The sequence below is a fragment of the Streptomyces sp. x-80 genome (assembly GCF_046549095.1).
Lineage (GTDB): Bacteria > Actinomycetota > Actinomycetes > Streptomycetales > Streptomycetaceae > Streptomyces > Streptomyces celluloflavus.
This window is the reverse complement of sequence record NZ_JAJPWM010000037.1, coordinates 18,302-43,724: the sequence shown is the minus strand read 5'-3', so window position 1 is coordinate 43,724 and position 25,423 is coordinate 18,302. Positions and strand designations below refer to the sequence as shown.

Here is a 25,423-nt window from a genome sequence, read left to right as displayed (position 1 = left end):
TTCGGCTACCGCCGGCTCACCGTCCGGTACGAGCGAAAGGGCTCCCACTTCCTCGCCTTCCTTGGCCTCGCAGCCACCCTCACCTGCTACAAGAAGCTCGCGAAACTCACCACGTGAGACATCCTATTAGGTCCGGGTCTTTCGGACTTATTTTTTCTCTTATCGGCCGGTCTATATTCGGGGGCATGACCATCTCGCCGGCGCGGCGCGCCCTCCGCCGCTGGATACCCCAGCAGCACGGTGCCTGGGCCATGCTCGTCGTGCCGTTCCTGGCGGGTGGCCTGCTGGGCGGATTCACCGCCCGGCACGCGCTGCTGCTGCCCGTCTGGCTGCTCGCGTACGGCACGGCCCACCACGCCCAGCAGTACGTCCGGCTGCGCCGGCGGTCCCGGAATCCGCGGGCGCCGCGCCGCCATCTCGCGCCGCTGGCCGGTTTCGGCGCGGCGTGCGCGGCGCTCGGCGCACCGCTCGCCGCCGGCCGGCCCTGGCTGCTGGCCGCGGCCCTGTGCGCGGTGCCGTTCTTCGCGGTCAATATGTTCCACGCCTACCGCAACAATGAACGTTCACTGCTCAACGGAATTGCCGCGGTGATCCCCGCCTGCGGCATGCTGCTCGTTTCCGAACGGCTGGGAAGCGGCGTGCTGGATTTCGCGGCCTGGTCGGCCGCGGCGGCCTGTCTGCTGTATTTCACCGGCACGGTCCTCTATGTGAAAACCATGATCCGGGAGCGCGCGAGCCAGCCCTATCGCGTGGCCTCGGCCGTCTATCACGGCGTCGCGGTCGTCGCCGCGACCACGCTGAACCCCTGGCTGGCGCCGGTCTTCACGCTCTTCTTCGTACGGGCCGTGACGCTGCCCGCCCGTGGCGTGCGCGTCGGGGTGGTCGGCGCGCTCGAAGTGCTCTGCTCGGCGCTGCTGCTGCTCTCCCTGGCGGCCCTTCCGTAGCGACGCCCCGGCATTCCCGGCGCAACGTGGCGTGTATCACGTCATGCCCCGCAACGAGAGTCCGGGATCAACCGTCTTAGCGACCGACATCGCCCCCACGCCTCTCGCGTCGCCGACGGAAAGCCCCCCTCCATGCGTCAGCCCCCCTCTGCCCGCCCGTTCCGGCGTGTCCGGTCGCGGTATGTCGCGCTGGCCCTGATGCCGTTGGTCAGTGTCGGTGCGCTCACCGCGTGCGGCGGGATTGCGGCATCGGCGCCCAAGGGCCCCCCGGTGAAGGTGGACCTGGGAGCGGCGAGCGGCACCCGGACGGTGCAGGCCGGCGACCGGCTGAAGGTCACGGCGCACGGCGGGGTGCTCACCGAGGTGACGGTGGCCGACCCCAAGGGCCGGCAGCTGGCCGGCGCCCTCGGGGCCGGCGGCACCGTCTGGACGTCCCGGGCGAAGACCGCGCCGGACACCAAGTACTCCGTCCTCGCCCGGACGAAGAACGCCCAGGGCGGCACCGGCGAGGCCAAGGAGTCGCTGACCACGGCCGCCGCGGACCTGCTCAACAAGCTGGTGCTGAGCCCCGGCTCGCAGGGCGCCACGGTCGGCATCGCCCAGCCCGTCATGATCACTTTCGACTTCCCGGTGACCGACCGGGCCGCGGTCGAACGCCGGCTGAAGGTCACCACCGACAACGGCACGACCGGATCGTGGGGCTGGGTCAAGGACTACTCCGGCAAGGACCGCGTCGACTGGCGGCCCGAGACGTACTGGAAGCCGGGCACCCAGGTCGGCCTCCGGGCCGAGCTGAACGGCGTGGACTCCGGCGGCGGCCGCTACTTCGGCAAGGACTACGATCTCCACTTCACCATCGGCCGCAGCCAGGTGATCAAGGTCGACCTGGACCGCAGGTACCTGTCGTTCGTCGAGGACGGCGAGGAGACCAGAAGGATTCCCGTCTCGGCGGGCAGGCCGGACGGCGACCATGCCACCTGGACGGGCACCTTCCCGCTGATGGCGAAGGAGGGCACCATCGACATGAACTCCGAGACCGTGGGTCTGGGCGACAGTTACCACCGGACGGTCCGGGACGCGATGAAGCTCACCGACTCCGGGACGTACGCGCATGCCGCGCCCTGGAACGCGGGCAAGGTCGGCCGGGTCAACGCCAGCTCCGGCTGCATCGGCCTGACCGATGCGGACGCGGACTGGCTGTACGGCAAGGCCCAGGTCGGTGACCCCTTCGAGGTCACCGGCTCCTCCGTGCGCGGCAGGGCCGACCGGAACAACGGGATCGGCGACTGGGCGGTCGACTGGTCCCGGTGGCAGAAATACAGCGCCCTCTCGTCAAACAGCTGACCCCCTTCAGAGCCTAATGTGACGGAATGAGCACCGTGCAGGACCAGGATCAACTCACGGGGTGGCGGCGCTTCCGGCGCCGTGTCCCCAATGGCTTCGCCATCATCTTCAGCGTGCTGGGGCTTTTCTGTGCCCTGACAGCACTGATCGGACCGCTGCGGCGCGGGCTCCAACCGGTGATCTACTGGCTGGACACCCTCACCATCCCGGTGGCGCCGAACTTCGCGTACGCGGCGTTCCTCTTCCTGTTGGCCGCGGCGATGACCGCGCGCAAACGGGTCGCCCTGTGGTTCGTCGTGGCCTACATGGCGCTGGTCGTCCTCGCGGACGCACTGTTCCTGGCCGCGGGCTACTGGGAGTTCGCGTTCTCCGTGGTGCTGTGCGGCGGGGCGCTGATCCTGCTGCTCGTCTCGCACCGTGAGTTCTACGCGATCACCCGGCGCGGCGCGTTCCTGCGGGCCACGCTGGTGCTGGCCGCCGGGCTGGCGGCCGCGGTGCTGATCGGCTGGGGGCTGGTGTCGCTCTTCCCCGGCTCGCTGGAGCGCGGCGGCGGCAACCGCCTGCTGTGGGCGGCCAACCGCGTCTGCGGCGGGCTGGTCGGCGGCCGCTTCGTCGAGGGACATCCGCCGCACTGGATCATGACCGTGCTCGGGCTGTTCGGTGCGCTGGCGCTGCTGAACGCCGCGGCCACGCTGTTCCGCTCGCAGCGCATGGAGGCCGCGCTGCACGGCGACGAGGAGGCCCGGATCCGGGCGCTGCTCGCCCGCTACGGCAGCCAGGACTCGCTGGGCTACTTCGCCACCCGCCGGGACAAGGCCGTGGTCTTCTCCCCCAGCGGCAAGGCCGCCGTCACCTACCGCGTCGAGGCCGGTGTCTGTCTGGCCAGCGGTGACCCGGTCGGCGACCGGGAGGCGTGGACGCCGGCCATCGAAGCCTGGCTGGAGGTCGCCGGACGCTACGGCTGGCAGCCCGCCGTGATGGGCGCGAGCGAGGACGGCGCCAAGGCGTTCGCCCGCTGCGGCCTCGGCGCGCTGCAACTCGGCGACGAGGCGATCCTGCACGTCGGCGACTTCGACCTGGACGGCCGCGAGATGCGGGTGACCCGGCAGGCCGTCAACCGCGTGCAGCGCACCGGTGCCACGTTCCGGGTCCGCCGGCACTCCGCGCTCTCCGACACGGAGATGCAGGAGGTCATCCACCGGGCGGACGCCTGGCGGGACACCGAGACCGAGCGCGGCTTCTCGATGGCGCTGGACCGGCTGGGCGACCCGGCGGACGGCGACTGCCTGCTGGCCGAGGCGTTCGACGGCGACGGCAAGATGATCGCCCTGCTGTCCTTCGTGCCGTGGGGCAAGGACGGCATCTCGCTGGACGTGATGCGCCGCGACCGCACCGCGCCCAACGGCGTCATGGAGTTCATGGTCGCCGAACTGTGCGGCCAGGCCGGGCAGCTCGGGGTGCGCCGGATCTCGCTGAACTTCGCCGTCTTCCGGTCCGCCTTCGAGGAGGGCGCCCGGATCGGCGCCGGTCCGGTCCTGAAGTTCTGGCGCCGGCTGCTGCTGTTCTTCTCCAAGTGGTGGCAGCTGGAAGCCCTCTACCGCTCGAACGCGAAGTACAACCCCGAGTGGTACCCGCGCTTCCTGTGCTACGCGGACGGCGGTGCGCTGGCCCGGATCGGTCTGGCCTCCGGGATCGCCGAGGGCTTCGTGGCCGTACCGAGCCTGGGCAAGCTGTGGGGCAAGGGCCACAAGAAGCGGATGCTGGCCCCGGCCAGCACCGTGGGTCTGCCGTCCCTGCACGAACTGGGCCTGGTCCACGCGCCGGCCACCGCGGCGGAGCAGCGGGACCTGGAGCTGGCCGCGCTGCCCGAGCAGGTGCGGGTGCGCCACCGCAAGCTGGAGCGGCTGCGGGAGGCCGGCACCGACCCGTATCCGGTGGGCGTGCAGCGGACGCACACCCTCGGCGAGGTCCGCGACGAGTACCCGGGGCCGGCGAGCGGGGTCCGTACCGGCAAGATCGTCACCGTCGCCGGGCGGGTGCTGCTCACCCGTGACCACGGCGGTGTGCTCTTCGCGGTGCTGCGGGACTGGTCGGGCGATCTCCAGATCGCGCTGACCCGGGACGGCAGCGGCGACGAGGCGCTGGACCGCTTCGGCGCCGATGTGGACCTCGGTGACCATGTCGAGGCCGAGGGCGAGGTCGGCACCAGCGAGCGCGGTGAACTGACGGTGTTCGTCTCCCGGTGGCGGCTGACGGCCAAGTGCCTGCGCCCGCTGCCGGACAAGCGGCGCGGGTTGTCCGACCCGGAGGCCAAGGTCCGTCAGCGCTATGTGGACCTGGTCGTCTCGCCGGACGCCCGGGACACCCTGCGGGCCCGCAGCACTGCCGTGCAGGCGCTGCGCCAGGGGCTGATCGACCGTGGCTATCTGGAGGTCGAGACGCCGATGCTCCAGCAGATCCACGGCGGCGCCAACGCCCGCCCGTTCCAGACCCATATCAACGCCTACGACCTCGATCTGTATCTGCGCATCGCACCGGAGCTGTATCTCAAGCGGCTCTGCGTGGGCGGTATGGAGAAGGTCTTCGAAATGGGACGGACGTTCCGCAACGAGGGCATCTCCTACAAGCACAACCCCGAGTTCACGATGCTGGAGGCGTACCAGGCGTTCGCCGACTACGACGTGATGCTGGACCTGACCCGGGAGCTGATCCAGGGGGCGGCCGTCGCCGCGTTCGGCAGCGCCACCGCCCGCAAGGCGGACCGCGACGGGCGGCTGGTCGAGCACGACATCTCGGGGATCTGGCCGGTGAAGACCGTCTACGGCGCGATCTCCGAGGCGCTCGGCGAGGAGGTCGACGCGGACACCGATCCGACGGTGCTGCGCCGGCTGTGCCACGCCTCGGGGGTGCCGGTGAAGCCGGAGATGGGCCGCGGTGACGTCGTGCTGGAGATGTACGAGCGGCTGGTGGAGGAGAAGACCACGCTGCCGACGTTCTACAAGGACTTCCCCACCGATGTCTCCCCGCTGACCCGGCAGCACCGGGTGGACCCGCGGCTCGCCGAGCGCTGGGACCTGGTGGCGTTCGGCACCGAGCTGGGCACCGCCTACTCGGAGCTGACCGACCCGGTGGAGCAGCGGCGCCGGCTCACCGCGCAGTCGCTGCTGGCAGCCGGCGGTGACCCGGAGGCGATGGAGCTGGACGAGGACTTCTTGCAGGCCCTCGAATACGCGATGCCGCCGACCGGTGGTCTGGGGATCGGCGTGGACCGGCTGGTCATGTTCCTCACCGGGCTGTCGATCCGCGAGACGCTGCCGTTCCCGCTGGTACGGCGCCGCTGACCGCGCGTCGGCGGACGTTTCCCGCAGGGCCACCTCAGGACGGGGTGGCCCTGCGGGCGTTCCGGGCCGGGTCCGGCGGGGTGCGCGGGCCCGGCACGGCGTACGGGGCGGCGCCCGTCACCGGCCCGCCCGGTCGCGGGCGTGGTCGGCGACAGCCTCGGCGAGCCAGCCGCGGCGGGTGAGTTCCGCGACGAAGCGGAGGTAGGCGGGGAGGTAGCGGGCGGTGCGGGCCGCCCGCGGCCGGATCTCCTCGCCGGTGCGGACCATGGCGGCGGCCGCCTCGTCGAGCCCGGCGCCGGCGGAGGTGGCGGCGGCGAGGACCGCCATACCGAGAGCGCTCCCGGACTGTTCCGGCAGGTGGACGGGGCGCCCCAGGACATCGGCGCGCAGCCGGCACCAGTAGGGGTTGCGGGTGCCCTCGCCGGTGGCGATGAGGGGGCCGCCGACCGGGGCGCCGAGGAGGTCGAGGTAGTCGAAGGAGAGCCGTTCGAGGCAGACGGCGCCGAGCAGATAGGCGTGGAACTCGGCGGCGCGGTGCGGTACTTCACCGAGCAGGAAAGGTTCGGCGTCGGGGGCGCGGAACGGGAAGCTCTCGCCGTCGGTGGAGATCAGCGGGTAGACGATCGCGTCCGGGTCCAGGGCGGCGGCCCGCTCGGTGAGGGCGTCGAGGTTCGCACCGTGGAAGTACGGGGAGATGACGCCCGCACCACTGCCGGAGGCGCCGCCCGGCAGCCAGTTCCCGCCCGGTGCCCGGTGGCAGTGGACGACGCCGGCCGGATCGCGGACGAGGTGCGGGCTGCTGCCCTTGACGGCGAAGGTGGTGCCGAGGAGGAGGTGCCAGGCGCCCGGCGCGAGGGCTCCGGCACCGATCTGGGCGGCGCAGCCGTCGGTCATCCCCGCGACGACGGCAGTGCCCTCGGGGATGCCGGTGGCCCCGGCCGCCGCGGCGCACACGGTGCCGAGCACGGTGCCGGGGCGTACGACCTCGGGCAGCAGGCCCTCGGGCACGTCGAGCCGGTCCAGCACCTCGTCCGGCCAGCGCTCCTCGATCAGGTGGTAGCCGGTCTTGAGCGCATGGCTGGAGTCGCTCGCGACCTGGTGTCCGGCCAGCCGCCAGGTGATCAGGTCGGCCTGGTGCAGCAGCCGGACCCCCTTGCCGGCCACCGCCTCCCGGCCGGGGGTCCGGTCGAGGAGCCAGCGGAGCCGGGGCAGCGCCCAGGTGGCCGGCATGGTGCCGTAGCCCAGCTGCCGCCAGACCGCTCCCCCGGCTTCGTCGACGGCCGCGGCCTGCTCGGCGGCGCGCCCGTCGTCGTACATCAGGCCCGGGGTGAGCGGGGTGCCGTCGGCGTCGGCGAGGAGGATCGTCCCGGAGGTGGCGGCGACGGCGAGGCCGCGGATGCGCCGCGGGTCGAGCCCGTCCAGGGCCTCCCGGCAGGCGGCGGAGAGCGCGGTCCACCACTGTTCGGGGTCCTGTTCATGGCGCTTGCCCGTGCGGCGGCCGGTCAGCGGCCGGACGGCGGTGGCGAGGAGCCGGCCGGTGCCGTCGACGGCGGCGCAGCGGGCGTGCCCGGCGCCGAGGTCGAGGCCGAGCCAGACGCCGTCGGGGTCGGGGACGCGGGGGTCGGACACGGGTGCCTCCGTCGGGGGTGCGGTGGGTCGGTGCGGGGCGGCGGCGCGGGCCGCGCCGCCGGAGCGGACCGGTGCGGACGGCCGCATCGGGCGCACGGCCCCGCCGCCGGCCGCCCGCCTGCCGCCCGCCGGAATCTTCGCACCCGGTCACCGGCCCGCCGGGTTGCGTCACGGCCCCGCACGGCGGAATGCGCCGGGCGGGCGGACGCCGGTCCCGTCCGCCCGGCCGTCACCGGCGGACGCTGCCGTCCCGCGCCTCGCCCAGGACGGGTGCGGGCGCCGCGCACGGACGGTGCCGGGGTGCGGACGGTGCCGACCGCCGCCGGGGCGGGCCCGGGGCGTCAGCCGGGGTCGATGCCCAGCAGTCCGGGCCGGGTCGCCAGCGCGCGCAGGCACGCCCGCGGATCGGTGAGCAGTTTGCGCGTGTCGAGGTCCAGCAGCCCGCAGACGGCGCTCACTTCGGCGGCCACCGTGCCGTCCGCCGTGCGGACCGTCTGCTCGATCCGGAAGGTCCTGCCCGCACCCCAGACGAAGGCGCAGCTCACCTCGGTCTCGTCACCGGCCCGCAGCTCCCGCCGGTAGCGGATGGTCGTCTCGACCGTCACCGGGCCGACCCGCCGGTCCACCATGGTGCGCTGGCTGATACCGCTCGCCTGGAGCAGCGACCAGCGCGCGTGCTCGGCGTACTGGAGGTACACGCTCTGGTTGAGATGGCCCTGGCTGTCCGTCTCGTAGCCGCGGACGGTGACCCCCAGGGCGAACGGCGCCGCCCCGTCCGCCACGCGTACCCCGTCCGTCCCCGCTGCCGCGCCTGCCGTCCGTGCCACGTCCGTCACGCCCACTCCCCGCTCTCCCGAGGCACCGGCCCGCCCGGCGGACCGGACCTCCCTGGCCACTGGCCTCACATCGTAGGCGCGGGCGATCAGCGGTCCGCGGGTGCCTCCGCGCGTTCGGCGGGTGCCCCGGTGAGGTCCGCCCAGCGCACCGTGCGGTCGCACCAGCGGGCCAGCAGCGTACGGTCGTGGCCCACCGCGAGCAGACCGGCGCCGCTCTCGCGGCGGTAGGACTCCACGACCGCCACCAGCGCGGCGGTGGTGGACGCGTCGAGCATCGCGGTCATCTCGTCACAGATCAGCCAGCGCGGCCGCAGCACCAGTGCGCGGGCCAGGCAGGCGCGCTGCAACTGGCCGTCGCTCACCTCGTGCGGGCGGCGCCGCAGCAGCTCGTCGGTGAGCCCGACGACCGGCGCCAACTCCGCCACCCTGTCCGGTATTTCGGTGCGCCGGCCGCCCGCGCGCAGCGGCTCGGCGATCAGCTCGCCGAGCCGCAGCCGCGGGTCGGCGGAGAGCCGGGGCTGCTGGAAGAGCACGCCGTAGGCGGTGCGCTGCCGGCGCGGTGCCCGGTGCCGCCAGCCGGTCACGGTCTCGCCGTCCAGCGTCACCGTCCCGGCGTCCGGCCGGTGCAGCAGCGCGGCGACCCGCGCCAGTGTCGACTTGCCGCAGCCGCTGGGCCCCAGCAGACCGACCGCCTCCCCGGCGGCGACGGTCAGCGAGACGCCGCGGACGACGGGGGTCCGCGGCTCGTAGCCGGCGGTGATGTCACGCAGTTCGAGCACGACGGCCGTCCTCCTCGGACCGCTGGGCCCCGGTGGGCTCGGTGGCTTCGGCGGGGGCGGGTCCGCCGGGTGCCGCGGGCGGTGCCCCCACCGGGTGGTGGCAGGCGACGCCGTCGGCCGGTACGGGCAGCACCTCGCAGGCGGCGGTGGCGCGGTCGCAGCGGGCGGCGAAGGCGCAGCCGTCCGGGAGGGCGCCCAGCTCCGGCGGCATACCGGGGATGGGCCGGAAGGCCCGCTCCGGGAGGGCGTCGAGCAGACCGCGGGCGTAGGGGTGGCGGGGGCCCGGGGTGCCGAAGAAGGCGGCGGCGTCGGCCAGTTCGACGATCCGGCCCGCGTACATGACGGCGACCCGGTCGGCGATCCGCTCGGCCGCCGCCAGATCGTGGGTGATCATCAGCAGCGCGCGGCCGTCGTCGGCGTGCCGGCGCAGTTCGTCGACGGTGCGCTCCACCAGATCACGGTCCAGTCCGGTGGTGGGCTCGTCGGCGAGCAGCAGCGGGGCGTCCCCGACGAGCGCGAGCGCGGTGGCGGCGCGCTGCGCGAGGCCGCCGGAGAGCTGGTGCGGATAGCGGTCGAGGTGATCGAGCGGGAAGGCCGCCCGGTCGGCCGCCCGCTCCGCGTCCGCACGCGCCCCGGACCGCCGGACCCCCGTCAGCTCCCGTACGGTCTCCTCCAGTTGGGCCCGCACCGTGCGCACCGGGGTCAGATGCGCGGCGGGGCTCTGCGGTACGAGCCCGATCCGGCGGCCGCGGACGGTGCGGGCGAGCTCCTGCTCGGAGGCGGTGAGCAGCTCCACCACGCCCCCGTCCCCCACGGAAGCCTGCCCCGGCTTTCCCGGCTCCGTCGCACCGCCGGCAGCGCGCAGCCGGGCCGAGCCCGCCGTCCGGGCGTTGCCCGGCAGCAGCCCGAGCAGCGCGGCGGCGAGCACGGATTTGCCGCAGCCGCTCTCGCCGACCAGGGCCAGGCATTCGCCGGGCGCGAGGTCGAAGGCCGCGTCGCTGACGGCGGCGATCTGCCGGCCGCCGCGCATCACGAAGCGGACCGACAGCCCGCGGACGGACAGCACGGGGGCCGGGGAGCCGGACGACGGCGCGGTACCGGCCGAGCTCCCGGGGTCTGCGGGCGCGTTCACAGCATCAGCTCCGATCGGCGGCGTGGGTTGATCCGCTCGCGCCAGGCGCCGGCCAGGCCCGCGATGGCGAGGGTGGGGACGATGATGAACACGCCGGGGAAGAGCGTCGGCCACCAGTCGCCGGCCAGCAGCGAGCCGCGCGCGGCGTTGACCATGATGCCCAGGCTCGCCTCGTGCGCGGGCAGCCCCAGGCCCAGGAAGGACAGCGCGGACTCGTGCCAGATGGCGTGCGGCACCATCAGCACCGCGGCGAGCCCGGCCTGCGGCAGCACACCGGGCAGCAGATGGCGGACCGTCACCCGCCACCGCGAGGCGCCGCCGGAGACCGCGGCGTCGATGTACGGGCGCGAGCGCAGCGAGAGCACCTCGGCCCGTACGATCCGCGCAGTCGACAGCCAGTGCGTCAGCCCCACCGAGATGATCACCGGCCAGACGCCGGGCCGGAACATCGCCACGATGAAGATGCCGAGCAGCAGATGCGGCACGGACGAGAAGAGGTCCACCACCCGCATCACCGCGCGGTCGGCCCAGCCGCCGAGCGCGCCGGCCAGCGCGCCGACCGCGGTGCCGATGACGGTGGCGGCCAGCGCCGCGACGACACCGACCAGCAGCGAGACGCGCAGACCGTAGACGCAGCGCAGCAGCAGATCGCGGCCGACCTCGTCGGTGCCGAAGGGGTGGGTGAGGGACGGCGGCTGAAGCTTGGCGGCCAGGTCCACGGCCTGCCGGTCCAGCGGGACCAGCAGCGGGACGACCAGGACGGCGAGGACGACGACGGCCATCAGGACGGCCGAGACCCCCACCCGTACGGCGCGTCTGCCGCGGCCGTCCGCGGCCCGCCCGCCGGACGTGGCGGCGCCGGACATGGCAGTGCCGGCGCCGGATGTGGTGGTGTCGGTGTCAGCCATCGAAGGCCACCCTCGGGTCGGCGAGTCCGTACAGCAGATCGGAGAGCAGGTTCCCGGCGAGGACCGCGGCGGTGGCGAGCACCGTCAGCGCGGCCAGCAGCGGGAAGTCCACGCCGGTCGCCGCCTCGACCGTGGCGGCGGCGATACCCGGCCAGCTGAAGACGGTCTCCACCAGCAGCGCGCCGGTGATCAGCTCCGGCACCCGCGAGCCGATCAGGGTCAGCACCGGCAGCAGACCGGAGCGCAGCGCGTGCTGGAGCAGTACGGTCCGCTCGCGCAGCCCGCGCGCGCGGGCGCCGCGCACAGGGTCCTCCGCCAGGGCGTCGCCGACGCCCTGGCGGACGTACAGCACGAACCACGGGAGCTGGGAGACGGCGAGCACCAGGGCGGGCAGCACGACATGGCGCGCGATCTGCCCCGCCGTGGCGACCTCGCTGCCGGTGTCGGTGAGACCGCCGGCCGGCAGCACCCCGAGTTCGAGCGCGAACAGCCAGACGGCGAGCAGGCCGAGCCAGAACGGCGGGGCGGCCTCCAGCGCGTAGGCCACGGAGGTGACGGCGCGGTCCAGCAGACCGCCGCGCCGCCGGGCGGCCAGCACACCGAGCAGTGTGCCGACGGCGACGGCGATGACGAAGGCGAGGGCGCACAGCAGCACGGACCAGCCGATGCGTTCGCCGATCACCTGCGAGACCGGTGCGCGCAGTGTCGCGGAGTCGCCGAGGTCGCCGGTGAGCGCGCCGGTCAGCCAGTGCCACCAGCGGGCGAGCAGCGGCTGGTCGACGCCGAGGTTGTGCCGGAGCTGGTCGAGGTTCTCCTGCGAGGCGGTGAGCCCGGCGGTGCCCGCGTACGCCCGGACCGGGTCGAAGGGCGAGGCGGCGGCGATGGCGAACACCCCGAGCGTGACGGCGAGCAGGACCGGGACGGCGAGCAGCACCCGCCGTCCCGTCATGCGCGCCATCGGACCCCAGGGCAGCGAGGTCAGCGCGCTCACGTGGCCGGCTGCCAGTCCTCTACGTTCCACCAGGGGCCGGAGGCCAGACCGTGGTCGTGCGGCTCGACCTGGGTGGTGAGGTTCTTCCACCGGTCACCGATCACATAGAGGTGGTCGATGTGGGTGAGGAAGGTGTAGGCGGGGTCGTCGACGAGCTGCTTCTGGACCGTGTCGTAGGCGGCCTTGCGGTCGGCGGTGTTGTCCGTGCGGCGGGCCTCGACGAGCTGCTCGTCGACGGTCTTGTTGGCGTAGCGCGACATGTTGTTGAAGCCGTCGCCGGCCAGCGAGGAGTGCAGCAGCAGGTACTGGTCGAAGTCGGGGTCGGCCGGGCTGCCGCCGCCGGCCAGCACCGCGTCCTTCTTCATGTTCGGCTCGATGGCCTCCCAGGTGCCGGACTCGACCTTGGCCTCGATGCCGGCCTTCTTGACGTCGGAGGCGAAGGCGAGCGCGTGCTCCTGGCGCAGCTTGTCACCCGAGAGGTACCAGAGGGTGAAGGAGGCGCGCTGCCCGTCCTTGACCCGGATGCCGTCGGCGCCCTTCCGCCAGCCGGCGCCGTCGAGGATCTGCTCCGCCTTCTTCAGGTCGTGCGGACGCTCGGTGCCCTTGGCGAACCACGGGCTGTCGGTGGGCACCGGGCCGTAGGCGGGCTTGCCCGCGCCGTTGAGGATGCCCTTCACCATGGCCTCGCGGTCCACGGCGACGTCCAGCGCCTGCCGGACGGCCTTGTCGCCGGTGACCGGGTTGGCGCTGGGCAGGGTGACGTTGCGGTAGTCGAAGGTCTTGGCGGTCAGCGTCTGCTTGCCCTGGCCGGACTTGAAGGTGGCGGCCAGGTTGGGCGGCAGGATGGCGCCGTCGAGGTCGCCGGAGCGCAGGCGGGTGGCCCGGATGTCATCGTCCTTGATGATCGCCATGGTGAAGTTCTTGACCTTCGGCGCGCCGCCCCAGTAGCCGGGGTTGGCCTTGAAGGTGAGCTTCTCGCCCTTGGACCAGCTGGTGAGGACGTACGGCCCGGTGCCGACCGGCTTGGTCGTGAAGGAGCCGTTGTTGACGTCCTGTCCGCCCGCGATGTGCCGCGGGGCGATGGGCAGCACGGTGCGCTCGGCGAACGGCGCGTAGGGGTACTTCAGCCGGAAGACGACGGTGTGGTCGTCCTTCTTCTCCACCTTCTCGACGGCGTCCAGCTCGGCCTTGGAGGCGTTGTTGGTCTTCTCGTCGAGGATCGTTTCGTAGGTGAAGACGACGTCATCGGCGGTGAAGGGCTTGCCGTCGCTGAACTTCACGCCCTTGCGCAGCGGGAAGGTGTAGGTCTTGCCGTCCTCGGAGACCGTGGGCAGCGCGGCGGCCAGGGCCGGCTTGAGCTTCATCGCGGCGTCGTGGGTGAGCAGCCCGTCGAAGATCTTGGAGTTGCCGTCCTTGCCGTAGCCGAGCAGCGGGCTGAGCGTCTCCGGTTCGTAGGCGATACCGACCACGGCGGAGTCCTTGCTCCCCGCGGCGCCACCACCGCGGCCGCCGTCCGGCGTCGAACAGGCCGCCAGCGCGAGCGCCAGGGCGCCTGCCATCGTGGCGGCCGCCACTCCCCGTACGGACCGGGCTGTCATCCCACACCTCTGATGAAGATCGACTGTTATTGCGAATACCTCGCAATTAAACAGCACGTAAAGGAGTGGCCATGGTTCGGGGGCATATCGCCCAGGTCAGCGACCGGCCCGGGGCCCGGCCGGGGCGCGGCATGGCACAGCGCGGCATGGCACGGCACAGCGCGGCAGGTTGTCCCGGCCTCTCCGGTCTCTCCGGTCTCCCCGGATCCCGGTCAGGAGCCGCCCGTCTTCAGCCGCAGCCGCCATCGGTCCAGCGCCCTCGCGACCGGCTGGAAGACGGTGATGGTGTCGCCGCCGTCGGCGCAGGTGGCGAGGCCGCCGCCGGAGTGCAGCCCGACCGCCTTCGGCGCGCCGGACTGGGACACGTACGAGCCGCCCGAATCCCCGGGCGCCGAGCAGGCGTTGGTGTACGACAGCCCGTCGATGACGACATTGCCGTAGTCCACGGTCTGGTCGGTCAGGGTGATCTCGCCGCAGTGCCAGCCGCTGGTGTCCCCGGAGTGGCAGACGGAGGTGCCCGCGACGCCCTCCTGCACACCGGTGACGGCGACCGGCGCCCCGTCCTGGCCCGCCACGTCCGGGGTCAGGCTCCACTCCGCCCGGTCCACGGTGACCAGCCCGAAGTCGCCGTCGCGTCCGTTGACGCTGTGCCGTCCGCCCTCGTTGGAGGTGCCCAGGCGGCTGCCGTCCCTGCCGTACGCGGGCTGATCGGGCTGCTGGGTGCAGTGGCCCGCGGTCAGAAAGCCCCGGAATCCGGCCGCGCCGGTCACCGCGAAGCCGATGGAGCAGCTGCCGTCCTCGCCGAGCTGCCACCGCTCGCCGCCGACGACCTTCCCGCCCTCCTGGCGCGGTGACTGGTCGCCGCGCTCGACCCGTACGGGGATGTGCGAGCGCGCGCCGAGACCGCGCGCGGCCCGTTCGAAGGCGTCGGTCCCGGCGGAGCGGCCGGTGCGGGTGGTCCGGACGACGACGCCGTTGGCCCGCTCGTCCACGCCCCAGCCGGTGACGCCCGGTACGCCGTCGCCGGCCCGGCTCCCGATCCGCCGCGCCAGCCCGGTGAGTTCGGCGCGGCTGTGCGGGACCGTCCTGGCCACCGCCCCCGCGGCCCGTACGCGCCGCGCGTCGCGGGCGCCGGTGACCGCGACGACGAGCTTGCCGGCCGTCTTGTCGAACCACATCCCGGCGGGCGGCGCGCCGAGCACCCGGCGCAGCGTACCGGCGGCACGCTGCGCCGCGGCCTCCTGCGCGAGCCGGGCGCGGGCCCGGTCCGGGGTCAGCCCCAGGTCCCGGTGGAGCGCGGCGAGCATGCCGCGCGGCGCGGACCGGGACGCCGGACCGGGCCCCGGCGCGGCCTGCGCCGGGCCGAACGGACCGATGGCCGCCAGGACGGCGGCCATGCTCACGCCCCGGAGAGCGGCCTTGCGAAAGCGGCGTTGCATCGGGGGAGTCTCCTCGCGGTGTCGAGTGCACGTCGGGTCCGACGTGCTGAGCCTCCTCGACCGCGCGGCGGACGGCAGGAGCGCGCCCTCGCGTCTCCCGGGCCGCCGCCGTCCGGCGGTGGCCGCCCCGCCCCCGGCCCGCACGGCCCGTACGCGTACCACCGCCGCCCCAGGGCGCCCGGCGACGTCCCCTGCTCGGGCGCCGCCATCCGGGCACGCGGCACCTGAATGCCCGTCAGCCGGGCGCGGACGGGCGATGCGGACGACGGGGCGATACGGACGGACGGCAGGGACGGCGCGCCGTGCCCGGAAGGCGGCGGATCGCGGCGGGCCCGGGAGAGCGCGGCGGAACGCGGGAGTCCGCGGGGGCTCCGGCGGGTCCGGCCCCCGCCGTGGCACATGCGTCGGCCCGGCACCGCGATGCGGGCCGGGCCGAGGGGACAGAGGGGCGGGGGTCCGGGTCCGGCGCCGCCGTGTGGCACTCGCCGGATGCGCCGGGCCTCCCCCGCCGGGTGGCGCTGCTGACCGGTCCGGTCAGAAGTCGCCGCCGCCGAACCCCCCGTCGCCGCCGCCGAAGCCGCCGCCGTCACCCCCGAAACCGCCGCCGCCGAAGCCGCCGGAGAAGTCGCCGGGGTTGAAGTCGGAGCCGGAGAACTCGCCGCCCTCGACGCCGCCGGGGCCGCCGAAGCCGGCGGCGTGGGCGGGGGACGACATCATCATGCTGCCGAGCATGGTGCCCATCAGGAGGCCGGGCAGCATGCCGCCGCCGAAGTAGCCGCCGGCCCAGGGGCCGTAGGACGGGCCCGCGTCCCAGTAGGGGCGGTCACCGTGCTCGGTCCTGACCGTACGGGTCATCGGCTCCAGGCCCTCGTCCAGCCGGGTCTTGTCCGCCGCGCAGACCGGTACGGTGCGCGCCGCGCCGCCGTCGGGCGCCCACTGGACGTCCACGATCGACGGGCCGTGCCGGGGGTCGAAGAAGCAGGGCATCCGGCGCTCGGGCAGCGGCTTGCCCTCGCGTCGCGCGGCGAGCGTGGCGAGCGAGAACCGGCCGTCCTCCAGCGCCTTGGTCACGGCCTGGACGTCGTCGGGGCGCCGGGCCGCCGTCATCGCCGACTTGGCGCTCTCGTACGCGTCCAGCGCGTGGCTGTAGTCCGCGCGCATCGCGTCGTCGGCGCCGCGCTCACCGGGATTGAAGTCGAGCCGGTCCAGCTCCTCGCCGAAGGCGGTGATGTCCTCGTCCACGACGACCCGCAGGTCTTCCAGCGCGGCGCGCTCCTGCTCCTCCCGCTTCTTGCGGTTGCGGCGGGCGAGGGCGTACGCGCCGCCGCCACCGACGACGACCAGCGCGCCGATACCGATGGCCGCGCCGGTGCCGCCGCCGCTGCCGCCGCCGTCCCAGCCGGCGGGGGCGTGGCCGGACGCCTGCGTGCGGGCCGTGTCGACAAAGCTGTTCAGGCGTTCGCCGACGGTCTTGTACTGGGAGCCCTTGACGGCGCTGACGAGGTTCCCGACCGAGTTGCCCGACATCACCCGGGGGTCGGCACCGGCGTTGAAGCCGTCACCCAGCTCGACGGCGTAGACGCCGCTGATGCCGACCTTGGCGCGCAGGTTGGCCAGCAGTGACGCGGGCGGGTACTCGGCGGCCTGCGGCAGCACGGCGACGAAGACCGGCTTGCCGGAGTCCTTGATCTTCTTGGCCAGCGCGTCCGCGTCCGCGGCGGAGAACGTGCCGGCGGCCCGTGGGTCGACATAGACCGGGCTCTTCTTGAGGGCGGCCGCGGCTTCGTCGAGTCCGCCGGCGGCATGGGCTTGGGGGGCCAGCGCGGTGACCATCGCCAGGAGGGCGGCGACCAGTAGCAGGACCGGTCCGGTCAGCGCACGACGAGTTGCGGTCTTCATGGGTGAGACGCTACCCGAACCGCACTTTCGGCACGGAACGACTTTCGCCGCGGGGCTCCACCCGGCACTTTCGCGGGGGTCTTCGGCGGCGCCCGGGGGCCGCCGGGCAGGAGGTGACCATGCGAGTGATCACGCCGCGCGCCGTTTTTGATGATCAAGGTCACCGGGGATGTTCCGGCTCGTCCCTCCTTACCGAGGAAACGAGGCCACCATGCGCAGGGCCACCCCCATAGCCGTCGCCGCCACCGTCGCCACCGCCGCCAGCGCCGCGCTGCTGATATTCGCGCTGGTGCCGTCCCGCCCCGGCTCCGCGCCGGGCGGTACGGGCGTCACCGCCGTCGGCGCGCGCACCGGCCACGCCGGCCCCGGAGTCCGGACGGCGGGCACCGTGCCCGCCGCCGGGGGCCGGTCCCCCGCCGACTACCGGGCCGCCCCCGCACCGCGCGCCCAGGGTTCCTTCCGTGCCGAGGACGCCGCGCCGATGTGGTGGATCGAGGTGACGGCCCCGCTGCCCGCGGACGCCGCGGCCGGTTTCCGGATGACCGGCAGCATCACCGTGGCCTGGCGCAACGGCACCGGCCGGAGCGTGGACGTCTGGCTGGACACGGACACCGGTGGCGCGGAGCCGGAGCGGCTGGCGAAGGTCGCGCCCCGGGCGGGTTCGGGTCCGGCCGGTGAGCTGCTCGTGACCCTGCCCCGCGTCTCACCGGGCGCCGCGTACTCGCTGGAGGTGGCCACGGACGACGGCATGGTGCGCGACTTCAGCCCGGTGTTCGCCCTCACCCGCTGAGCGGGCGGCGGGGGCGCCCGGGAACCGGTGCCCCCGCTCCCCCGTTGTCCGTACGACGCGGTCGCCTTCGCTACGACACCGTCGCCTTCGCTACGGCGCGGCCAGATCGACGAGCCCGGCCAGCGCCTCCCGGTGCCGCCCCGGTGTGCCGAGGGCGATCTCGTCGGTCTTGGCCCGCTTGAGGAAGAGGTGCGCCGGGTGTTCCCAGGTCATGCCGATGCCGCCGTGCAGTTGGACGCACTCCTCGGCGGCGTGCACCGCCACCGGCGCGCAGTACGCCTGGGCCACGGCCACCGCCACCGGGGCGTCCGGACTGCCGGTGGCCAGCGCGTCCGCGGCGCCGCGGGCGGCGGCGCGGGCCGAGGCGACCTCCAGCCAGAGGGCGGCCATCCGGTGCTTGAGCGCCTGGAAGGAGCCGACGGGGCGGCCGAACTGGGTGCGCTGCGCGGTGTGCCGGACGGTCTCGGCCAGGCACCATTCGGCGACCCCGAGCTGCTCCGAGGCGAGCAGCCCGGCGCCGGTGAGCAGGGCGTGCCCGACGGCGGTACGGGCCCGGTCCCCGCCGGCCAGGAGGCGGCCGGGGGCGCCGTCGAAGGTGATATCGGCCGGCGGGCGGGTGAGGTCGAGGGGGGTGACGGTGTCGGTGCGCACGCCGTCCGAGGCGGCCTCGACCGCGTAGAGGGCGGGTCCGTCGGGTCCCTGGGCCGGGACGAGCAGCAGCCCGGCGGCCGCGGCGTCCGCGACCGAGGTGACCCGGCCGGTCAGCGCACCGTCCGCTGCGGCGCGCACGCTCGCGAAGGCGGCGCCGTCCGGCGCGGTGGGCAGCGGTACGGCGAGGACGCCGACGGTCCGGCCCGCGGCGAGCGCGGCGAGCAGCCCGGAGTGCTCCGCAGCGGCCGGGTCGCAGCCCAGCAGGGCGGTCACCGCCAGGACCGCGCTGGTCAGATAGGGCACGGGGGTGACGGAACGGCCCAGTTCCTCCAGGACGACGGCGGCTTCGCGGGCGCTCGCGCCCTGGCCGCCGAGCGCTTCGGGGACCAGCAGGCCGGCGGCGCCGATGTCGGTGGCGAGCGCGCGCCACAGTCCGGCGTCGTACGGGGCCGCCGACTCCAGGCCGGCCAGTACGGTGGCCGGATCGGCGCGGTCGGCGAGCAGGGCGCGTACGGCGGCGCGCAGCGCGTCCTCCTCCTCGGAGTAGAGGAGGTCGGGGGCGGACCCAGGGGCGGTCGGGGCGGTGGTCATCGGGGGAGGTCCTTCCACGCGACGTCCTTGTCGGTGCGCGGCTCGGGCGGCAGCCCCAGGACGCGTTCGGCGACGATGTTGAGCAGCACTTCGGAGGTGCCTCCCTCGATGGAGTTCCCCTTGGCGCGCAGATAGCGGTAGCCGGCCTGCCGTCCGGTGAAGTCGACGCTCTCGGGGCGGCGCAGCGTCCAGTCGTCGTAGGCCAGCCCGTCCTCGGCGAGGAACTCCACCGACCAGCCGCTGATCTCCTGGGCGAGCCGGGCGAAGGCCAGCTTCATGCCCGAACCCTCGGGTCCCGGCTGTCCCTTGGCCAGTTGCTGGCGCAGCCGCTCGCCGGTCAGCCGGGCCACCTCGGCGTCCACCCACAGTTTCAGCAGCCGTTGGTGCAGGTCGTGGGTGCGCAGTGCGGGGCGGGCGCGCCAGTCGGCGGCGGCGAGGCCGATCATGCCGCCCTCGCGGGGGATGCGGGCGCCGCCGATGGCGACCCGCTCGTTCATCAGCGTGGTCCGCGCGACCTGCCAGCCCTCGCCGATCTCGCCGAGGCGGTGTGTGTCGGGGATCGCGACGCCGGTCAGGAAGACCTCGTTGAACTCGGCCTCGCCGGTGATCTGGCGCAGCGGCCGGACGTCCACCCCGGGGTCGGTCATATCGCAGACGAAGTAGCTGATGCCGCGGTGTTTGGGCAGGCCGGGGTCGGTGCGGGCGAGCAGGATCGCCCACCGGGCCTGGTGGGCGCCGGACGTCCAGACCTTCTGGCCGTCGACCACCCAGCCGTCGTCCACGGGCCGCGCGCGGGTGGCGAGGGCCGCGAGGTCGGAGCCGGCGCCGGGTTCGCTGAAGAGCTGGCACCACACCTCCTCGCCGGTCCACAGGGGGCGCAGGAAGCGCCGCTTCTGCTCGTCGGTGCCGTAGCGCAGGATGGTGGGCGCGGCCATGCCGAGGCCGATGCCGTTGCGGCCCGGGTCGTTGCCGGGGGCGCCGGCGTCCGCCAGGAGGGCGTCCACGACCGGTTGCAGGGCGCGCGGCGCGTCCAGCCCGCCGAGCCCCTCGGGGAAGTGGATCCAGGCGAGCCCCGCGTCGAAGCGGGCGCGCAGGAAGTCCAGCGGTGCGGTGGTGGCGGGCGGGTGCGCGGCGAGCAGTTCCGCGGTGCGCCGGCGCAGGTCCTCGGCGTCGGTCATCGCGCGTCCTCCGTATCGGGCAGGGCGGGCAGGGTGCCGGGGGCGGCGCCCGGCAGGACGACGAGCCGGCCGGTGGACCTGCCGTCGGCGACGCGCTGTACGGCCTCGGCGGCGCCGGCCAGCGGGACCCGGCCGCCGATGAGCGGTGTGACGGCGCCCTGCGCGGCCAGCTCGGTCAGCTCCGCGTGGCAGGCGTCGATCGCGGCCGGGTCCTTGGTGAGGTAGAGGCCCCAGTGCAGGCCCAGGATCGAGTAGTTCTTCACCAGCGCGTGGTTGAGGGCGGGGGTGGGAATGGTGCCGCCGGCGAAGCCGACGACGACGATGCGGCCCTCGAAGGCGACGCATTTGACGGACCGGGCGTAGGCGTCGCCGCCGACCGGGTCGTAGACGACGTCCGCCCCGCGCCCGCCGGTGGCGTCCTTCACCCGGGCGACGATGTCGTCGGTGCGCCGGTCGAGGACGACATCGCAGCCCAGTTCCCGGGCGGTACGGGCCTTGTCCGCGCCGCCGACCACGCCGATGACGTGGGCGCCGGCCGCCTTGCCGAGCTGGACGGCGGCGCTGCCGACACCGCCCGCCGCGGCGTGCACCAGCAGCGTCTCCCCCGGCTGGAGCCGGGCCCTGCGGTGCAGTCCGAACCAGCCCGTCTGGTAGCCGATGTGCAGCGCCGCGGCCTCGGCGTCGTCCAGGGCCTCGGGGGCCGGGCGTACGGTCGCCGCGTCGACGGCGGCGAGTTCGGCGAATCCGCCCTGTGGCAGCGCCGGCTGGGCCAGTACGCGCTGCCCGGCCGCACCGGTCGCGCCCGCGCCCACGGCCAGCACCTCGCCGCAGATCTCCACGCCCGGGGTGAACGGCAGCGGCGGCCGCACCTGGTACTGGCCGCGGCAGAGCAGCGCGTCCGGGAAGTTGACACCGGCGGCCCGTACCCGGAGCAGCAGTTGGCCGGGGCCCGCCTGGGGATCCGGCACGTCGTCCAGCCGCATCACCGCCCGCGGTTCGCCGTTCGCGTGTACGCGCCATGCCTTCACCTGGTGCCTCCCCAGACCTCGGATACGCGGGCGGCGCGGGGCCCGGAGGCCCCTCGCCACCGGCATACTAAGCGGTCGGTATGGCTGAGGGAACACTCTCCGGTACGCCGCCGCGACCCTGCTACCGACAGGGTCAGGCGGTCGGCCGCCCGATGGACGAGACTGGCCGGCATGGACTCACCCGCCATCGACACACCCGCCGAGCTGGGGAACTTTCTCCGCACCCGCCGCGCCCGGTTGCAGCCGGCGGACGTCGGACTGGTCTCCTACGGGGCGCGCCGCCGCGTGCCGGGGCTGCGCCGCGAGGAGCTCGCCCAGCTGGCCGGCGTCAGCGTCGCGTACTACACCCGCCTCGAACAGGGGCAGAGCCACAACGCCTCCGAGGGTGTGCTGGACGCGCTGGCCCGCGCGCTGCGGCTGTCCGCCGACGAGCGGGCGCATCTGCGTGAGCTGGCCCGCCCGGCGCGCACCCGCCGGCGCCCCGCGGTCCGCCCCGACAAGGCCCGTCCCGGTGTGCGGCGGCTGCTGGCCGCCCTCGACGGGGTGCCGGCGCTCGCGCTCGGCCCGCGCTTCGAGGTGCTCGCCTGGAACCGTCTCGGGCACGCCCTGACCGCCGGGCACCTGGACTTCGACAGCCCCGGCCGGCCGCTGGACCGCCCCAACACCCAGCGGCTGCTCTTCCTCGACCCGCACACCCGCGAGCTGTACCCGGACCGCGACGCGGAGCTGCGCCGGGCCGTCTCGGCGCTGCGGGTGGCCGCCGGGCAGCACCCCGACGACCAGCAACTCGCCGAGCTGATCGGTGAGTTGTCGATGAAGAGTCCCGAATTCGGCGGCCTGTGGTCGCGGCACGCCGTCGGCAACTGCACCTACGGCACCAAGCACTTCCACCATCCGCTGGTGGGAGACCTGGAGCTGGACTTCGAGATGATGCAGACGCCGGACGGTTCCGGGCAGGGCGTGCTGATGTACACGGCGGCGGACGGTTCGCCGTCCGAGGCGGCGCTGCGGCTACTCGCCACGGAGCACGGCCCACATGTCCGGGTCCTCGAACCCGAGCGCCCATAGGCCGGTGCCCCGCACCCCGTACTTCCTCAGCAGCGGCAGATGGGCGGCGACGCCGCGCGCGTTCTGGTACCAGACCTCGTGGTCCGCGCCGTCCCGCCGGTAACTGAAGTGCGGGGTGCCGGACGCGGTGTCGAAGAGGCGGTCGGCGCCCTCGCGCTCGCGCAGCGCCTCCGCCTCCCACCACGTCAGGTGGGTCGCCCTGGCCGTGGATCCCTCGACCCAGTCCCAGCCGTAGCCGGGGAACGCCACCTCGATCTTCTCCCTCGGGACGGTCGCGGTGGCGTAGCGCAGGAACTCCTCGTACCAGCCGGTGGCGGACAGCGGGCCCGGCGGGCCGCCCGACCAGTGCAGGTCGTAGCCCATGATGCGCACCGTGTCGGCGACCTTGCCGAGGTGCGGGTAGTCGAACGCGGCGGCCGTGCCGCGGGCCCGGGGCGGCACGGTGACCACGCACCGCCTGCCGTCGGCGTGCAGACGGGCGCAGAGCTCCGTGGTGAGCATGTCGTAGCCGGTCCGGACGCGTTCGCGGGTCGCCTCGTCGGCGGTGGCGGCCATCGTCTCGTAGTCCAGGTCGATACCGTCGTACGGGCGGCTGCGTACCGTCGCCAGCAGTGCGTCGAGGTGCGCGGCGCGGCGGCGCGGGTCGTGGGTCAGCTCGGCCATCCCGGTGGCGTCGAGGGTCTCGGTGACGGTGGGCACGACCGCGAGGCCGGCCCGGTGCAGCCCGTCGATGATGTCGCGCCGCCCGGCGCCCTCCTGGCTCTTGATCTCGGTGGCCGACGCCTCGTACCAGAAGGGGCTGACGGTGTGCAGCTGACCGGCGTGGCGCACCGCGTCGCGGTAGGCGGCGTCGGTGTCGCCCCAGTAGGGCAGCCAGGCCGAGCCGGTGCGCCGCGCGGCGGAGGCGGTCCCGGCCGGGGCGGCGGTGCCCGCGGCCCGGTGCCCCCCGCCGGCGCCCGGTGCGGCCGCGGCCGCCGGGGCCAGGGGGCCGGCGAGCGTCACCGCGGCGAGCAGGAGCGCGAGTCCGGTGCGTGCCCGGGGTGCTGATGACAGGTCCATTGCCCGAGCTTCGCCCGCTGTCGGCGCCGGCGCCCCGCGGGTACCCCCGAACGGACGGCCGCCGCGCCGCCCCGGTGTGCCGTGCTCCGCCGCACGGGGGTTGCCGTGCCGGGGCACCGCCTGACGGGGTGTGCGGTGGCCGACGGGCCGCCCGCGGTGGGGTGGTGGCGCGGCGTCAGGCCGGGCCGGCGCCCGGCGCGGCGGGCCGGGTGACCGTGATCCGGCCGGCGGCGATGGCCTGGGCGAGCGGGAGGCGGTCGGCCGCGACGGCGGCGCAGGTCGCGGTGTCCATCCGCAGGAGGAGGTCCGGGCGCTCGGCCGGGCCGTCCGCGTACCGGGGGGTGGCGGCCCCGGCGGGGCCGTCCGCGGTGCCGGTGGCGTCCGGCCCGAGGAGGACGTGGAACTCCCCCTCGTCCAGGGCGATGCCGACCACCGCGGTGCCGTCGGTGAAGTGCCGGGCGAGCCGGGCCATCAGCGGGACGGCGAACCAGTGGGCCCGCACCGCGTCGGTGGGGCGTGGCTCGCCGAGGGCGGGGGCGCCCCAGTCGGCGAGGGCGGTGAGCGCGGGCCGCAGCGCGCGGCCGCGGGAGGTCAGTTCGTAGACGGTGGCGGCGCCGGGCGGGGCGAGGCGGCGGCGGGTGACGAGGCCGTCCCGTTCCATGTCCTTGAGGCGGGAGGCGAGCATGTCGGTACTGACGCCGGGGAGATCGGCGTGCAGGTCGGTGTAGCGCCGGAACCCGCCCAGCAGCTCCCGGACGATGAGGAGCGTCCAGCGGTCGCCGACGGCGTCCAGGGCTCGGGCGACGGCGCAGTACTGGTCATAGCTTCGGCGCGGCATGACACCAGCATAGACATGTGGTTGGATTTTCCAAGTCGATACTTGGTAAAACCAAGTACGGTGAGCGAATCAGCGAACACGGAAGAACCAGGGAACACGGAAGCCGCCGCGCCACGCGGTGGGCGAGGACCGGGAGGCCGCCGCATGCAGTTCAAGCAGTCGAACAAGATGGCCGACGTCTGCTACGAGATCCGGGGGCCGGTGATCCAGCACGCGGACGCGCTGGAGGAGGCGGGCCACAGCGTGCTGCGGCTGAACACCGGGAATCCGGCGCTGTTCGGCTTCGAGGCGCCCGAGGAGATCCTCCAGGACGTGATCCGCAATCTGTCCCGGGCCCACGGCTACACGGATTCCCGCGGCATCCTGTCCGCCCGCCGCGCGGTGGTGCAGCACTACCAGCACAGCGGGCTGCCGGATGTCGGCGTCGATGACGTCTACCTGGGCAACGGCGTCTCCGAGCTCATCTCGATGGCGGTCCAGGCACTCCTCGACGACGGCGACGAAGTCCTCATCCCGGCCCCCGACTTCCCGCTGTGGACCGCGGTCACCGCGCTCGCCGGTGGCAAGGCCGTGCACTATCTGTGCGACGAGTCCGCGGACTGGCTGCCGGATCTCGACGACCTCGCCTCGAAGATCACCGACCGGACCCGGGCGATGGTCATCATCAACCCCAACAACCCCACGGGCGCCGTCTATCCGCGGGAACTCCTGGAGGGCATGCTCGATCTCGCCCGCCGCCACCAGCTGATGGTCTTCGCCGACGAGATCTACGACCGGATCCTGTACGACGACGAGGTCCACCACCACGCCGCGGTGCTCGCCCCGGACCTGGTCTGCCTGACCTTCAGCGGCCTGTCCAAGTCCTACCGGGTCGCCGGATTCCGCTCCGGCTGGCTGGTCGTCTCCGGCCCCAAGCAGCACGCGGCCGACTATCTGGAGGGCCTGGGCACCCTGGCCTCCATGCGGCTGTGCCCGAACGCGCCCGCGCAGTACGCCATCCAGGCGGCGCTCGGCGGCCGGCAGAGCATCAAGGACCTCGTCCTGCCGGGCGGGCGGCTGCGCGAACAGCGCGACCGGGCCTGGGCCCGGCTCAACGAGATCCCGGGCGTCTCCTGCGTCAAACCGAAGGGCGCGCTCTACGCGTTCCCCCGGCTGGACCCCGCCGTGCACCGGATCCACGACGACGAGAAGTTCGTCCTGGACCTGCTGTTGCGGGAGAAGATCCAGGTCGTCCAGGGCACCGGCTTCAACTGGCCGCGCCCGGACCACTTCCGCATCCTCACCCTCCCGCACGCCGACGACCTGGACGCCGCGATCAGCCGGATCGGCCGCTTCCTCGCGGGCTACCGCCAATGAGGTGACGGCCGCCGCGGCGGCGCA

The 25,423-nt window shown here is 74.1% G+C and carries 20 protein-coding genes and 1 pseudogene; 7 read left to right on the top strand and 14 right to left on the bottom strand.

What is annotated here, in order from left to right; translation table 11 throughout:
- The 4 genes and pseudogenes from ACLJWH_RS39755 to lysX all read left to right on the top strand — a co-directional run.
- Window positions 1-117 (top strand): annotated as a pseudogene (locus ACLJWH_RS39755) (IS5/IS1182 family transposase); the annotation flags it as partial.
- A gap of 68 nt (window positions 118-185) precedes the next feature.
- A complete protein-coding gene (locus tag ACLJWH_RS39750) occupies window positions 186-944 on the top strand; it encodes a YwiC-like family protein (RefSeq protein ID WP_411146696.1) in 759 nt (252 codons plus the stop codon).
- 198 nt (window positions 945-1,142) lie between these two features.
- Entirely contained in the window at window positions 1,143-2,288 is a 1,146-nt protein-coding gene (locus ACLJWH_RS39745) for an Ig-like domain-containing protein (protein ID WP_411146695.1), read from the top strand.
- Window positions 2,289-2,314: 26 nt separating this feature from the next.
- A complete protein-coding gene (gene lysX / locus ACLJWH_RS39740) occupies window positions 2,315-5,629 on the top strand; it encodes a bifunctional lysylphosphatidylglycerol synthetase/lysine--tRNA ligase LysX (RefSeq protein ID WP_411146694.1) in 3,315 nt (1,104 codons plus the stop codon).
- Window positions 5,630-5,746: 117 nt separating this feature from the next.
- Here the strand turns inward: lysX and ACLJWH_RS39735 are convergent, their stop codons facing one another.
- The 9 genes from ACLJWH_RS39735 to ACLJWH_RS39695 all read right to left on the bottom strand — a co-directional run bounded on the left by ACLJWH_RS39735 (window position 5,747) and on the right by ACLJWH_RS39695 (window position 16,840).
- The gene (locus ACLJWH_RS39735) at window positions 5,747-7,258 is read right to left on the bottom strand and encodes an FGGY-family carbohydrate kinase (protein ID WP_411146693.1); all 1,512 of its coding nucleotides are present in this window, start codon (window positions 7,256-7,258) and stop codon (window positions 5,747-5,749) included.
- A 341-nt stretch (window positions 7,259-7,599) separates the two neighbouring features.
- Window positions 7,600-8,040: an acyl-CoA thioesterase gene (locus ACLJWH_RS39730; protein ID WP_411146699.1), complete on the bottom strand. Its 441-nt coding sequence runs from the start codon at window positions 8,038-8,040 to the stop codon at window positions 7,600-7,602.
- 140 nt (window positions 8,041-8,180) lie between these two features.
- Window positions 8,181-8,873: an ABC transporter ATP-binding protein gene (locus ACLJWH_RS39725; RefSeq protein WP_411146692.1), complete on the bottom strand. Its 693-nt coding sequence runs from the start codon at window positions 8,871-8,873 to the stop codon at window positions 8,181-8,183.
- Window positions 8,857-10,005: an ABC transporter ATP-binding protein gene (locus tag ACLJWH_RS39720; RefSeq protein ID WP_411146691.1), complete on the bottom strand. Its 1,149-nt coding sequence runs from the start codon at window positions 10,003-10,005 to the stop codon at window positions 8,857-8,859. The genes ACLJWH_RS39725 and ACLJWH_RS39720 overlap by 17 nt, the downstream gene beginning before the upstream one ends.
- Window positions 10,002-10,913 carry an ABC transporter permease gene (locus ACLJWH_RS39715; RefSeq protein ID WP_411146690.1) on the bottom strand — a complete coding sequence of 304 codons (912 nt, stop codon included), beginning with the start codon at window positions 10,911-10,913 and terminating at the stop codon, window positions 10,002-10,004. The genes ACLJWH_RS39720 and ACLJWH_RS39715 overlap by 4 nt, the downstream gene beginning before the upstream one ends.
- Window positions 10,906-11,871: an ABC transporter permease gene (locus ACLJWH_RS39710; RefSeq protein WP_411146698.1), complete on the bottom strand. Its 966-nt coding sequence runs from the start codon at window positions 11,869-11,871 to the stop codon at window positions 10,906-10,908. The genes ACLJWH_RS39715 and ACLJWH_RS39710 overlap by 8 nt, the downstream gene beginning before the upstream one ends.
- Window positions 11,872-11,900: 29 nt before the next feature.
- Window positions 11,901-13,502: an ABC transporter substrate-binding protein gene (locus ACLJWH_RS39705; RefSeq protein WP_411146689.1), complete on the bottom strand. Its 1,602-nt coding sequence runs from the start codon at window positions 13,500-13,502 to the stop codon at window positions 11,901-11,903.
- A gap of 212 nt (window positions 13,503-13,714) precedes the next feature.
- A complete protein-coding gene (locus tag ACLJWH_RS39700; RefSeq protein ID WP_411146688.1) occupies window positions 13,715-14,941 on the bottom strand; it encodes a S1 family peptidase in 1,227 nt (408 codons plus the stop codon).
- A 534-nt stretch (window positions 14,942-15,475) separates the two neighbouring features.
- Complete coding sequence (locus tag ACLJWH_RS39695; protein WP_411146687.1) at window positions 15,476-16,840, bottom strand: hypothetical protein; 1,365 nt, start codon at window positions 16,838-16,840, stop codon at window positions 15,476-15,478.
- Between the two features lie 211 nt (window positions 16,841-17,051).
- Here ACLJWH_RS39695 and ACLJWH_RS39690 point away from each other — a divergent pair, with 211 nt between their 5' ends.
- A complete protein-coding gene (locus ACLJWH_RS39690) occupies window positions 17,052-17,630 on the top strand; it encodes a hypothetical protein (RefSeq protein WP_411146686.1) in 579 nt (192 codons plus the stop codon).
- Between the two features lie 90 nt (window positions 17,631-17,720).
- Here the strand turns inward: ACLJWH_RS39690 and ACLJWH_RS39685 are convergent, their stop codons facing one another.
- From ACLJWH_RS39685 to ACLJWH_RS39675, 3 genes are read right to left on the bottom strand one after another with little or no spacing between them, the layout of a single operon-like run.
- Window positions 17,721-18,872, bottom strand: a complete 1,152-nt coding sequence (locus ACLJWH_RS39685) for an acyl-CoA dehydrogenase family protein (protein ID WP_411146685.1) — start codon at window positions 18,870-18,872, stop codon at window positions 17,721-17,723.
- Window positions 18,869-20,050, bottom strand: a complete 1,182-nt coding sequence (locus tag ACLJWH_RS39680; protein WP_411146684.1) for an acyl-CoA dehydrogenase family protein — start codon at window positions 20,048-20,050, stop codon at window positions 18,869-18,871. Before ACLJWH_RS39680 ends, ACLJWH_RS39685 begins: the two co-directional genes overlap by 4 nt.
- A complete protein-coding gene (locus ACLJWH_RS39675; RefSeq protein WP_411146683.1) occupies window positions 20,047-21,078 on the bottom strand; it encodes an NADPH:quinone oxidoreductase family protein in 1,032 nt (343 codons plus the stop codon). Before ACLJWH_RS39675 ends, ACLJWH_RS39680 begins: the two co-directional genes overlap by 4 nt.
- 171 nt (window positions 21,079-21,249) lie before the next feature.
- Between ACLJWH_RS39675 and ACLJWH_RS39670 the strand changes: the two genes are divergently transcribed.
- Window positions 21,250-22,146 (top strand): helix-turn-helix transcriptional regulator, encoded by an 897-nt coding sequence (locus tag ACLJWH_RS39670; protein WP_411146682.1) that lies wholly within the window; start codon window positions 21,250-21,252, stop codon window positions 22,144-22,146.
- Here ACLJWH_RS39670 and ACLJWH_RS39665 read toward each other — a convergent pair.
- Both ACLJWH_RS39665 and ACLJWH_RS39660 read right to left on the bottom strand, forming a co-directional pair.
- Complete coding sequence (locus ACLJWH_RS39665) at window positions 22,090-23,205, bottom strand: glycosyl hydrolase family 18 protein (RefSeq protein ID WP_411146681.1); 1,116 nt, start codon at window positions 23,203-23,205, stop codon at window positions 22,090-22,092. The genes ACLJWH_RS39670 and ACLJWH_RS39665 overlap by 57 nt on opposite strands.
- A 175-nt stretch (window positions 23,206-23,380) precedes the next feature.
- Window positions 23,381-24,043, bottom strand: a complete 663-nt coding sequence (locus ACLJWH_RS39660; RefSeq protein ID WP_411146680.1) for a winged helix-turn-helix transcriptional regulator — start codon at window positions 24,041-24,043, stop codon at window positions 23,381-23,383.
- A 144-nt stretch (window positions 24,044-24,187) separates the two neighbouring features.
- Here ACLJWH_RS39660 and ACLJWH_RS39655 point away from each other — a divergent pair, with 144 nt between their 5' ends.
- A complete protein-coding gene (locus ACLJWH_RS39655; RefSeq protein WP_411146679.1) occupies window positions 24,188-25,399 on the top strand; it encodes a pyridoxal phosphate-dependent aminotransferase in 1,212 nt (403 codons plus the stop codon).
- Window positions 25,400-25,423: the final 24 nt, after the last annotated feature.

Bases quoted from the DNA above. Each gene is read 5' to 3' on its own strand.
- ACLJWH_RS39750 (WP_411146696.1), top strand. From the start codon at position 186: ATGACCATCTCGCCGGCGCGGCGCGCCCTCCGCCGCTGGATACCCCAG.
- ACLJWH_RS39745 (WP_411146695.1), top strand. From the start codon at position 1,143: ATGCCGTTGGTCAGTGTCGGTGCGCTCACCGCGTGCGGCGGGATTGCG.
- lysX (WP_411146694.1), top strand. From the start codon at position 2,315: ATGAGCACCGTGCAGGACCAGGATCAACTCACGGGGTGGCGGCGCTTC.
- ACLJWH_RS39715 (WP_411146690.1), bottom strand. From the start codon at position 10,913: ATGGCTGACACCGACACCACCACATCCGGCGCCGGCACTGCCATGTCC.
- ACLJWH_RS39710 (WP_411146698.1), bottom strand. From the start codon at position 11,871: ATGGCGCGCATGACGGGACGGCGGGTGCTGCTCGCCGTCCCGGTCCTG.
- ACLJWH_RS39705 (WP_411146689.1), bottom strand. From the start codon at position 13,502: ATGACAGCCCGGTCCGTACGGGGAGTGGCGGCCGCCACGATGGCAGGC.
- ACLJWH_RS39700 (WP_411146688.1), bottom strand. From the start codon at position 14,941: ATGCAACGCCGCTTTCGCAAGGCCGCTCTCCGGGGCGTGAGCATGGCC.
- ACLJWH_RS39695 (WP_411146687.1), bottom strand. From the start codon at position 16,840: ATGAAGACCGCAACTCGTCGTGCGCTGACCGGACCGGTCCTGCTACTG.
- ACLJWH_RS39690 (WP_411146686.1), top strand. From the start codon at position 17,052: ATGCGCAGGGCCACCCCCATAGCCGTCGCCGCCACCGTCGCCACCGCC.
- ACLJWH_RS39685 (WP_411146685.1), bottom strand. From the start codon at position 18,872: ATGACCACCGCCCCGACCGCCCCTGGGTCCGCCCCCGACCTCCTCTAC.
- ACLJWH_RS39680 (WP_411146684.1), bottom strand. From the start codon at position 20,050: ATGACCGACGCCGAGGACCTGCGCCGGCGCACCGCGGAACTGCTCGCC.
- ACLJWH_RS39670 (WP_411146682.1), top strand. From the start codon at position 21,250: ATGGACTCACCCGCCATCGACACACCCGCCGAGCTGGGGAACTTTCTC.
- ACLJWH_RS39665 (WP_411146681.1), bottom strand. From the start codon at position 23,205: ATGGACCTGTCATCAGCACCCCGGGCACGCACCGGACTCGCGCTCCTG.
- ACLJWH_RS39660 (WP_411146680.1), bottom strand. From the start codon at position 24,043: ATGCCGCGCCGAAGCTATGACCAGTACTGCGCCGTCGCCCGAGCCCTG.
- ACLJWH_RS39655 (WP_411146679.1), top strand. From the start codon at position 24,188: ATGCAGTTCAAGCAGTCGAACAAGATGGCCGACGTCTGCTACGAGATC.